Genomic DNA, 10,609 nt, shown 5'->3' with positions numbered 1-10,609 from the left:
ACAGGCTGAATGAACGCGCCACACATTCCATTTGGGGGAGTCGCGCGAGGTCCACTGCGGCGTGCAGCCGAAATTCACGCCGTCCACCGGAACGGAATCCTGACGAATTCCATGCGATCGCTGATGACCGGCCGACCGGCCCGCACCCCGCCGGAAGACCAGCCGGAAGACCAGCCGAGCACGTCCGGCGCGCCGCCCGCGCCGGACGCCTCGCCCGGGGCGCCGCCCGGCGCCCCGCGCGGCGTCCGCGCCCGGGCCGCCGCGCTCGCCGCGCTCGTCGCGGTGGCCGCCTTCTGCCTCGGCGACGCCGTGGCCCGCTGCTTCCCCTTCGGACCCAGGACCCGGAGCGTCAACGACCTGGGCAACCAGTTCGTGCCCTTCCACGCCCACCTGTGGGACCTGCTGCACGGCCGGGGCACCGGCGGCCTGTTCCTCAACTGGCAGTCCGGGTACGGCGCGAGCTTCCTGCCCGATCTCGGCACCTACCTCGGCAGCCCGTTCGCCCTGCTCGTCGCCCTCTTCCCGCGCGACCGGATCGACCTCGCGGTGTACGTGATCACGCTGCTGAAGACGGCCGCGGCCGGCGCGGTGATGGCCCAGTGGCTGCTGACGCTGCGGCCGGGACGGTGGTGGGCGGCGGGGGCGCTGGGCGCCTCGTACGCGCTGTGCGGCTGGTCCCTGGCCGAGGCCTCGTACAACCCCATGTGGCTGGACGGGCTGATCGCGCTGCCGCTGCTGTGCCTGGTCGGCCACCGGGCGCTGGCGGGCCGGTGGTTCGCGCTGGGCGCGCTGCCGGTCGCGCTGGTGTGGGTCGCCAACTTCTACACGGCGTACATGGCCACCCTCGGCGCCGTGCTGATCCTGCTCACCGGCCTGTTGGTGGACCACGCCCCCGGCGGCGGCCCGCCGCTGCGGCGCCTCGCGCCGCTGGGCCGGCCGGTGGCGCGGCTGGCGGGCGTCCTGGCGCTCGGCGTGGGCCTCGCGGCGCCCCTGGTCTCCGTGGTCTTCCTCGGCACCCGGCACGCCTACCCGGGCCGGGTCGTGGAGTTCACGCCCAAGCCGTGGACGGACGTCCTGGCCCGGCTGCTGCCAGGCACGTACAACTTCAGCAGCCCGGCCGTCTACGTCGACACCGTGGCGCTGCTGCTCGCCCTCACCCTCCCGTTCAACCCGGCGGTCCCCAGGCGGCTGCGCGGCGGCTGGACGCTGCTGGTCGCGGCGGTGACGCTGTCCCTGCAGTGGGGGCCCACCCAACTGGCCTGGCACGCCTTCAGCGTGCCCAACGGCAGCCAGTACCGGGAGACCTTCGTGCTGGGCGGGCTGCTGGTGACCGCCGCCTGGCTCTCCTTCGCCCACGGCATGCCAGGCCGGCGCCCGCTGCTGGCCGCGGGCGCCCTGCTGGCGGCGATCGCGGCGGCCGCGTCCCGGGCGACCGAGCTGATCCGCCCCTGGACCTACCCGCTGCTGCTGGCCGGCGTCGCGGCCGTGGCGGCCGCCCTGCTGCTGGCCCGCCTCGCCCGTCGGCACCGCCATCCGCTGCCCGCCGCCCTCGCCGTCGTCCTGCTGATCGGCGCCCAGGTGGGCCAGTCCGCGGCCACCACGGCCGTCGCCGACCGGCTGCGCCTGGGCCACCTGGACGACTACGCCCCCTGGGGGCAGCGCCAGCGGACGCAGAGCGAGCTGATCGCCGAGGCCGACGGCTGGCCCCGCTACCGTACGGACCCGGGTCGCGAGCAGACCGTCGGCAACGACCCGCTGCTGGTCGGCGGGCAGGGCGCGCAGTACTACAGCAGCCTCACCTCCGATGTGCTCAGCCGCACCATGACCGCCCTCGGCGGCGGCTGGACCTCGCGCGGCCGGTCCGTGCAGAGCCTGGACAACCCGGTCACCGACGCGATCTTCTCGGTCGGCGCCCGCGTCCACTCCCCGCCCGACCCGCATCAGGACTGGCAGGCGCCGACCGGCGCCGAGCCGTACGTCACCCGCCAGGTCGTACCGCCCCTCGTCACCCTCCGGCCGGACCCGAAGAGGCCGCCCGCCTTCGGCCCGTCGCCGTTCCGGAACCAGGAACTGCTGCTCGGGGCCCGGGTGTACACCCTGCCGCGCGACGTCGCCGTGCGCGGCGCGGACGGCCGGCCCGCCGCCCGCACCCCCGACGGGGGCTACCGGCTGCCCCCGGGGCCGACCAAGCGGTCCCGCCCGAAGGCGCTCCTGACCGCCACCTGCCCGCGCGACTCCCAGGTGTTCCTGTGGGCCCCGCACTACTGGGGCGTCGCCGCGATGCGCGGCGCCGGCCGGCCCCCGGTCGGCTTCCGGGGCGACCACCCGGTCACCAAGATCGCCCCCATGCAGCCGCTCGGCGCGGCCCCGGCCTCCGGGCGCGTCGAGGTGGTGCTGACCGTCCAGAAGGGCGGCACCGTCCCCGCCGGGTCCATCGGCTGCCTGGACCCCGCGCGGCTGCGCGCCGCCGTGGACCGGCTCCGGGCCCAGGGAGCCACCGAGGTCCACGTCTCCGACACCGGCATCCGGGCGAAGCTGCCGCCCGGCTCCCGGGGCATCGCCGTGGTCGCCGCCCCGCGCATCGCCGGCTGGCGGTGCGCCGCGGGCGACGGCCGGCACCGCCCGGCCGACGGCTACCTCGGCCTGCTCGCGGTCGAGCTCGACACCTCGGCCACCTCCGTCGACTGCGCCTTCCGCCCGCCCGGCCTGCGCCTGGGCACCGCCGTCGGAGCCGCCGCGCTGCTCGCCCTGACCCTGCCCGCCGCGTATCGACTCCTGCGTGCCCGACGGGAGCGCCGCCATGCCCACCACTGACGCCCGCGAATCAGCCCCGGGGGAGACCATGCTCATTTCCGTCGTCGTACCCTGCTACAACGAGGAATCGGTGATCGGTCGTTTTCATGAACACCTCACCCGGGAACTCGCGGTGATCGACCACGACTTCGAATTCCTTTATGTCGACGACGGCAGCAAGGACCGCACGCTTTCCCTCCTGAAACAGCTCGCAGAAAGCGAACCCCGGGCCCGCTACGTCTCCTTCAGCCGCAATTTCGGCAAGGAGGCGGCGATGCTGGCCGGGCTGCGGTATGCCTCGGGCGACGCCGTCGTCATCATGGACGCCGACCTCCAGCACCCGCCGGAGCTCGTGAAGCGCATGGTGGAGCTGCACGCCCAGGGCCACGACCAGGTCATCGCCAAGCGCACCCGCGACGGCGACCGGGTCACCCGGGTGCTCACCGCCCGCGCCTACTACCGGCTCATCAACCGCTTCGTCGACGTGGAACTCGTCGACGGCGTCGGCGACTTCCGGCTGCTGTCCCGGCGCGCGGTGGACGCCGTGCTGGAGCTGACCGAGTACAACCGCTTCTCCAAGGGGCTGTTCGCCTGGGTGGGCTTCCCCAGCGTCACCTTCGAGTACGAGAACGCGGCGCGCGAGGAGGGCCGCAGCAAGTGGACCTTCGGCCAGCTGCTCAACTACGGGGCCGACGGGCTGATCTCCTTCAACAACAAACCGCTGCGCGCCGCAGTCTACCTGGGCCTGCTCCTGGTGTCGGTGGCCGCGCTGTACGCGATGTGGATCGTGGGCAGCGCGGCGGTCAACGGGATCGACACCCCCGGCTATGTGACCCTGCTGGTGGTCATCACCGCGCTGGCCGGCGTCCAGATGGTCATGGTCGGCGTGATCGGTGAGTACATCGGCCGCATCTACTATGAGGTCAAGCGGCGTCCCCACTTCCTGGTGCAGTCGACCAACGCGGTTCCCGCCGCCGCCCCGCGGGACCGGATGGGGGACCCGATGCGGGACCGGATGAAGGACCTCGTGCGATGACGCCCCGCCCGGCGCGCCGGCGCCCGCCGGTCCTCGGCCAGCTGGTGAGATTCGGCCTGGTGGGCGTCGTCAACACCGCCACCTATTACGGCATGTACCTGTGCTTCCTGCGCCTGCTGCCCTACCTGGCGGCCCATGTCGCCGCCTTCGCGCTCAGCACGGTCGGCTCCTTCCTCCTCAACTCCTGGTTCACCTACCGCACCCGCCCGACCTGGCGGAAGTTCCTGCTCTTCCCCCTGACCACGGCCGCCAATTTCGCCATCACCACCGGCGGGGTCTACGTCCTCGTCGACCTGCTGCACACCGGGGACCGGACAGCTCCGCTGATGGCCGCGGCGGTGGCCGTGCCGATCACCTTCGTCCTCTCCAGGACGATCATGCTCGAGCCCGGGCGCGGCATCCCGGTCGAAGAAGAGCCCCGCGCGGGAGAGCCGCACGTGGAAGAAGAGTCCCGCGTGTACGAGATCCGGGTCCACTGTTACGGCGCCTCGGAGGAAGCCCTCGCGCTCCAGGAGCCGATCGCCCGTCTGCTGTGCCCGGACGCCGGGCACGACGGCCCGTGCGAGGTGCCCTGGGAGTTCACCCTCGCCGGTGCCGGGCGGGCCGGGGGCGACGCGGCCACGGTGCTCGTGCTCGGCGTCCACACCTCCGGTGCGCGGGCGGCGGAGGTGGCCGACCGGGTGCGGGCGGCCATCGGCGAGACCCGGCCGGTCGAGCTGCGCGAGGGCGACGCCGAGCGGTTCGAGGCACTGGTGGAGCAGTACCGGATCGAGAGCGGGGCCCGGCGGATGTGACGGCCCGGCCGCGGCCCGGCGGCAGCGCCTCCCGCCCGGCCTCAGCCGACGGGGCCGGCGTCTGCGCCGCCGCGACGCTTGATGCATATGATGTGCAAGTGCATGACTACCGCATCAGGACGGCCACCCCCGAGGACCTCGACGGCGCTCGGAGCGTGATGCTGGACACCGTCTACCGGGACTTCGGCACGGGCTATGTGCCGCGCTGGCACGGCGACATCGTCGATCCGGAGCGCGCCTACCTCCGCCCCGCGCGGCACACCCTGCTCGTCGCGGTCGACGGGCGCGACGAACGGGTGGTGGCGACGGCCGCGCTCGACTCGCGCGGGCCGGCGCATCCACCCAACCCCCGCCCGCTCGCCGAGCGTTACCCCTCGGGGGCGACCGCGCAGCTGCGCCGGGTGTACGTACGGCCCGAACACCGGCGGCGGGGGCTCGCCCGGCTGCTGGTGGGCCGCTTGCTGGACTTCGCGGCGGCGGACGGCGGTTATCGCGCGGTCTATCTGCACACCGACCCCGCCGTGCCCGGGGCCGAGGCCTTCTGGCGGTCCCTGGGCGAGGTGGTGTGCGACGAACGGACGGCGCCCGGCGGGGGAAACGCGGTGGTGCACTTCGAGGTGCCCATGTCGCGGACACCCCGGACGGCTGGTGAAAATGATAACCATGTAGTGTGCGTGGCGTCCCGCTCGTAAACCCCGTGGAGAACGAGGTCCATGCGCTTCGCCCGCCGCCGTCGGCTGGCCTCCGGCCTGCTGCTCGTCCCCCTGCTGTCCGGCTGCTTCGCGTCCGGTGACCCCTCCCCGTCCGGCTCGGCGTCCGGCGGACGGCTGCGCGTCGCGCTCGCCTTCCCGCCCTCCGAGAACTTCTCGCCGTACGGCGGTGACGCCACCCTGCTCAGCCGGCTCGGCGTCACCGAGGGGCTGACCCGGCTGGACGCCAACGGCGCCGCGTCCCCCGCGCTCGCCGAGTCATGGCGTCAGGAGAACGGCCGCAGCTGGCTGTTCACCCTGCGCGAGGCCCGCTTCCAGGACGGCACCGACGTCACCCCGGCCGCGGTGGCCACCGCCCTCACCCACGCCGCCCGGGCCGAGCCCGGCCCCGCCGCGCTCTCCGGGGTGCGGCTGACCGCCGAGCCCGCCGGAGAGCGGCGGGTCCGCGTCACCACCGCCGAACCCGACCCCGTGCTGCCGCTGCGGCTGTCCAGCCCCGGCCTGGCCGTGCTGTCCGCCAAGGCGTACCGGAAGAAGGGCACCGCCGACCCGGTCGGCACCGCCACCGGGCCCTTCCGGCTGACCAAGGCCGGCGGCGGCGACCGGGCCACCCTGGACCGCTTCGACGGCTACTGGGGCGGCCTGGCCCACGCCTCCGGCGTCGACGCGCGGTTCATCGCCGACGGCACGGCCCGCGCCAACGCCCTGCGCACCGGCGACGTGGACATCGCCGAAGCCGTGCCCGTCGCGCAGATCCCCTCCCTCCGCAAGGGCACCGCCCGCGAACTGGCCACCGCGCGCACCACCAGCCTGCTGCTGAACACCCGCTCCGGCCCCTTCGCGGACCCGGGGACGCGGGCCGCCGCCCGCGCGGCGATCGACACCTCCGTCCTCGCCAAGGACGTGTACGAGGGCCACGCCGACCGCGGCCAGGGCGTGTTCGGCCCCGCCCTGACCTGGGCGGCGGGCAAGCGCGAGGAGCCGAAGGGGCGGGCCCGGGCCGCGCGTGTCCACGGCACCGCCATCACCCTCGCCACCTACGACAACCGGCCGGAGCTGCCCGAGGTCGCGCAGGTGCTGCAACAGCAGCTCGAAAAGGCCGGCTTCACGGTCGAGGTGGAGGTGCGCGAGTCCTCCCGGATCGAGGGCGACGCGCTGGCCGGGAAGTTCGACGCGTTCGTCGGCGCGCGCAACACCATGCTCGACACCGGCGACCCGGTCTCGATCCTCGCGAGCGACTTCACCTGCGACGGCGGCTACAACCTGGCCCTGCTGTGCGACAAGCGGGTCGACCGGGCGGTCGCCACCGCCGAGGCCACCGCCGACCCGGCCGAGCGGCAGGACGCGGCGATGGCCGCGGAGGCCCGGATCCTGCGCACGGACGCGACCGTACCGCTCGTCCACCAGCGGATCGTCCACGGCGTCCGCGCCTCCGTCCGGGGCGTCCTCCTCGACCCGTACGAGCGCGCCCTCATCGGCCCCGGGACCCGGCGCTGAGCGCCGTACGCCGCGGCGCCCCCGGCGCGCTGTGGCGCCTCGCCGTGGCCGCGGCCCTGCTGTGCGGCATCGGCCTGCTGCCGTGGCTCTCCCGCACCGACCCCGCCCGCACCGTGCTGGAGGCCCGCTCGGCCGAACGCGACCCCGCTCCCGACGTGCTGGCCGCCGTACGGGACGAACTCGGCCTCGACGCCGGCCCCGCGCATCTGCTCGGGCAGTGGCTCGGCGGGCTGGTGCGCGGCGACGCCGGCCACTCCTGGGTCTCCGGCGGCGCCGTGCTGCCCGGTGTGGCCACCGCCTTCGGCGCCTCGCTGCTGCTCATGGCCGCGGCGCTGACCGTGGCCGTGGCCACCGCCGCCGCGGTGTGCGCCCGCACCCTCGTCCTGGGGGCGCGGCGCGGACTCGCCGGGCGGCGCACCGGCGGCGCCGCGGCGATGCTCGCCGCGCTGCCCGAGTTCCTGACCGCCTCCCTGCTGGCCACCGTGGTCGGGGTGCAGCTCGGCTGGCTGCCCGCGCTCGGCTGGTACGGGCCGCGCTGGCTCGTCCTGCCCGCGCTGGCCATCGGCCTGCCCACCGGGGCGCTTCTCGGGCGGATGCTCGACGACGCGCTGCCCGGCGCCTTCGCCGAACCCTGGGCGCGGGCCGCCACCGCCCGGGGCGTCCCGGGCCGGCGCGTCGCCCGCCACGCGCTGCGCCGCTGCCTCCCCGGACTGCTGCCCAACCTCGGGCTGTTCGTGGTCGGCCTCACCGGCGGCGCGGTCGCCGTGGAGCAGATCTTCGACATACCCGGGCTCGGCCGGCTCACCCTTCAGGCCGCCCTCGCCCAGGACCTTCCCGTCCTCCAGACCGGCACACTCGCCCTGGTGGCGCTCGCCGCCGCCGTGGGCGCCCTGGCCCGGCTCGCGGGCCGCGCCCTGCTCGGACCCGCGCTGCGCGACGGCGCGCTGGCCTCCCTGCACCGGGACACCGCACCGGGCCCCGGCGGGCATCCGCTGCTCTACGGCGCGCTGCTGCTCGCCGTCATCGGGCTCGGCCTGGCCCGCGACCCCCTGGCCGTGGACACCGCCGCCCGGCTCGAGGCCCCCTCCTGGGCGCACCCGTTCGGCACCGACGCGCTGGGCCGCGACCTCCTCGCCCGGGTCGGCCACGGCGCCCTCACCACCCTGGCCCTCGCGCTCGCGGTCAGCGCCGCGGCGCTGCTGGCCGGGGTGGTGCTCGGCCTGGTGCCACGGGTCTCCGCGGCCCTCGTCGACACCGCCAACGCCGTTCCCGCGGTGCTCGCCGGACTGCTCGTCACCGGCGTCACCGGCGGCGGCCCCGCCACGCCCGCGCTCGCCGTGGCCGCGGTCGCCTGGGCCCCGCTGGCCGCCCACACCTCGGCCCTGCTGCGGCAGGAGCGCGCCACCACCCACCTCACCGCCACCCGCGCGCTCGGCGCCGGACGGGCCCATGTGCTGCGGCGCGTCCTGCTGCCCGCCGTGCTGCCCCCGGTGGCCCGGCACGCGCTGCTGCGGCTGCCCTCGGTGGCGCTCGCCCTCGCCTCCCTCGGCTTCCTCGGCCTCGGCGCCCAGCCGCCGTCCCCCGAGTGGGGACTGCTGCTGGCCGAGAACCACCCGTACGCCGAGCGCGCCCCCTGGGCGGTGCTGGCCCCCGCCGCGATGCTCGCCGTCCTCGGGGCGCTCGCGGTGACCGCGGCCGGCGGGGTGCGCCGGCCCCGGCCCGGCCGCGCCCGGCGCGGCGACGGGGCGCCCGCCACCCCGGGTGTACGCGAGGAGGGCGGATGACCGGGACCCCCGCCCGGGCGGCCCCCTCGGCCGGGGCGCGGGCCCGGTGGCGGCGCGGCGGGACACCGCCCCTGCCGCCACTGCCACCCCTGCTGCGGCTGCTGATCGGGACCCAGCTCGCCTTCAACATCGGCTTCTTCGCCGTCCTGCCCTTCCTCGCCGAACACCTCGGCACGGCCGTGGGCATGGCCGGCTGGCTGGTCGGCCTGGTGCTCGGCCTGCGCACCTTCAGCCAGCAGGGGCTGTTCGTGGTCGGCGGCGCCCTGGCCGACCGGTACGGGGTCCGGCCGGTGGTGCTGGCCGGCTGCGCGCTGCGGATCGCGGGCTTCGCGTGGCTCGGCTGGGCGGAGAGCACCTGGGCGGTCATCGGCGCGGTGCTGCTGATCGGCTTCGCGGCCGCGCTGTTCTCGCCCGCCGTGGAGTCCGAGGTGGCCCGCCAGGCGGTGTGCTGGGAGGAGGGCGGTGGCGGGCCCCGCACCCGCGTCCTGGCGCTGTTCACCGTCGCCGGGCAGGCCGGCGCGTTCGTCGGACCGCTGCTGGGCGCCCTCCTGCTGGCCGTGGACTTCCGCACCGTATGCCTGGCCGGGGCGGCGGTCTTCGTCCTCGTCCTGGCCGGCCATCTGCGGCTGCTGCCCCAGCACATCCCCGGCCGGGCGGCCGCCCCGGCCCCCGGCGGGGCCCGCGCCCTGCTGCGCGACCGGCGCTTCCTCGCGCTGTGCCTCGCGTACGGCGTCTACCTGCTCGCGTACAACCAGCTCTACCTCGCGCTGCCGCTGGAAGTCGAGCGCGCGGCGGGCTCACAGGCCCCGCTGGCCTGGCTGTTCGCCCTCTCCTCGGCGCTCGTGGTGACCGCCCAACTGCCCGTCACCCGCTGGGCGACCACCCGGCTGGACCTGCGCCGCTCCATGGCGGCCGGGCTGCTGCTCATCTCCGCCGGCTTCGCCGCCGTGGCCGCCACCCGCCCCGCCGCCTGGACGGGCGGCGCCGCACTGCTGCCCTCGGCGGGCCTGGTCGTGCTGCTCACCCTCGGCCAGATGCTGCTCGCCCCGGCCGCCCGGGCCTGGGTGCCCGACCTCGCCGGCGAGGGCAGGCTCGGGCTCTACACCGGCGCGCTGTCCTCCGTCTCCGGCCTGGTCGTGCTGGCCGGCAGCGCGCTGACCGGCTCGCTGCTCGAGGCGGGCCTGCCGGCCGCGGTGCCCTGGCTGGTGCTCACCGCGCTCCCGGCGGCGGCGGTCGCCCTGCTGCCGCGCCCCGGGCCGGTCCGTCCTTGACACAATGCCCCCGTCTCCGCCGGCGGACGGGCCGTGAGCTGATCGACGAGGGGGTGGCGCGCTGATGCCGCGCCACCCGGCCGCGTCCGCGATGCGGAATGCCGCTCGGGCCTCCTTGACCCGATGTAGACGCCACTGATTTGATCGAGGACATGAAGCGACAGGACCTCACGCGGCGGCGCCACGTCGATCTCCTGCGTGTCTCCAGCGCGTTCTGTTGCCGCCGGGTCTGAGCGGGCCCGCCCGCACCCTCCCCGCGTCCCCGCCGCGCCGACCCTGACGAACTCCGGCCGCGCGGCCCGACACGGCGTTCTCCCCGCCGCGACCTCGCCGCCGCGACCTCGCCGTCGCGGCTCCCGTCGTTCGCCCCGACGCCCCGTCACTCCGCTCGCGAGCACGCCCTGCCCGGCCGATCGGCCGGACCGCCGCATCGCACCGCCTTCCCGAAGGGTCCGCCATGGCCACTGTCCTGTCCGTCTCCGGAAGCCCCTCCGCCACCTCCCGCACCGCCCGGCTGCTGCGCCACCTGGACGCCCGGCTGGAGCGGCACGGACACGAGGTGATACCGCTGGACGCCCGCACGCTCCCGGCCACCGCGCTGCTCGGCGCCGACTTCGCGCACCCGGCCATCGCCGAGGCCGCCGCCCTGTTCGCCCGGGCCGACGGCGTCGTCATCGGCACACCCATCTACAAGGCGGCCTACTCCGGCCTGCTCCCTGCTCGA

Annotated in this window: 8 protein-coding genes and 1 pseudogene; all 9 read left to right on the top strand. The window is 75.8% G+C overall.

Features of this window, described 5'->3' with window-relative positions; genetic code table 11:
* Positions 1 to 123: 123 nt before the first annotated feature.
* Positions 124 to 2,814 carry a YfhO family protein gene (locus tag BBH68_RS33050; RefSeq protein WP_104531478.1) on the top strand — a complete coding sequence of 897 codons (2,691 nt, stop codon included), beginning with the start codon at positions 124 to 126 and terminating at the stop codon, positions 2,812 to 2,814.
* A 28-nt stretch (positions 2,815 to 2,842) separates the two neighbouring features.
* Entirely contained in the window at positions 2,843 to 3,829 is a 987-nt protein-coding gene (locus BBH68_RS33045) for a glycosyltransferase family 2 protein (RefSeq protein ID WP_065967449.1), read from the top strand.
* Positions 3,826 to 4,224 (top strand): annotated as a pseudogene (locus tag BBH68_RS33040) (GtrA family protein); the annotation flags it as partial. The gene BBH68_RS33045 and the pseudogene BBH68_RS33040, both read left to right, overlap by 4 nt.
* A gap of 497 nt (positions 4,225 to 4,721) precedes the next feature.
* A complete protein-coding gene (locus BBH68_RS33035) occupies positions 4,722 to 5,315 on the top strand; it encodes a GNAT family N-acetyltransferase (protein WP_065967448.1) in 594 nt (197 codons plus the stop codon).
* A 21-nt stretch (positions 5,316 to 5,336) separates the two neighbouring features.
* Entirely contained in the window at positions 5,337 to 6,830 is a 1,494-nt protein-coding gene (locus BBH68_RS33030; protein WP_065967447.1) for an ABC transporter substrate-binding protein, read from the top strand.
* 44 nt (positions 6,831 to 6,874) lie between these two features.
* Positions 6,875 to 8,614 (top strand): ABC transporter permease subunit, encoded by a 1,740-nt coding sequence (locus BBH68_RS33025; protein ID WP_079151363.1) that lies wholly within the window; start codon positions 6,875 to 6,877, stop codon positions 8,612 to 8,614.
* Positions 8,611 to 9,885 (top strand): MFS transporter, encoded by a 1,275-nt coding sequence (locus BBH68_RS33020; RefSeq protein WP_065967446.1) that lies wholly within the window; start codon positions 8,611 to 8,613, stop codon positions 9,883 to 9,885. The genes BBH68_RS33025 and BBH68_RS33020 overlap by 4 nt, the downstream gene beginning before the upstream one ends.
* 152 nt (positions 9,886 to 10,037) lie before the next feature.
* A complete protein-coding gene (locus tag BBH68_RS44645) occupies positions 10,038 to 10,118 on the top strand; it encodes a putative leader peptide (protein WP_361723878.1) in 81 nt (26 codons plus the stop codon).
* A 224-nt stretch (positions 10,119 to 10,342) separates the two neighbouring features.
* Positions 10,343 to 10,609, top strand: a 267-nt coding sequence (locus BBH68_RS33015; RefSeq protein WP_174589125.1) for an NAD(P)H-dependent oxidoreductase, incomplete at its 3' end; no start/stop codon positions are given.

The organism is Streptomyces sparsogenes (genome assembly GCF_001704635.1).
In the GTDB taxonomy this organism is placed as follows: Bacteria; Actinomycetota; Actinomycetes; order Streptomycetales; family Streptomycetaceae; genus Streptomyces; species Streptomyces sparsogenes.
This window is presented reverse-complemented; position numbering and strand designations above follow the sequence as displayed.

What these genes read in the sequence shown, in the direction of transcription:
- BBH68_RS33050 (WP_104531478.1), top strand. Translation starts at nt 124, where the DNA reads ATGACCGGCCGACCGGCCCGCACCCCGCCGGAAGACCAGCCGGAAGAC.
- BBH68_RS33045 (WP_065967449.1), top strand. Translation starts at nt 2,843, where the DNA reads ATGCTCATTTCCGTCGTCGTACCCTGCTACAACGAGGAATCGGTGATC.
- BBH68_RS33030 (WP_065967447.1), top strand. Translation starts at nt 5,337, where the DNA reads ATGCGCTTCGCCCGCCGCCGTCGGCTGGCCTCCGGCCTGCTGCTCGTC.
- BBH68_RS33020 (WP_065967446.1), top strand. Translation starts at nt 8,611, where the DNA reads ATGACCGGGACCCCCGCCCGGGCGGCCCCCTCGGCCGGGGCGCGGGCC.
- BBH68_RS44645 (WP_361723878.1), top strand. Translation starts at nt 10,038, where the DNA reads ATGAAGCGACAGGACCTCACGCGGCGGCGCCACGTCGATCTCCTGCGT.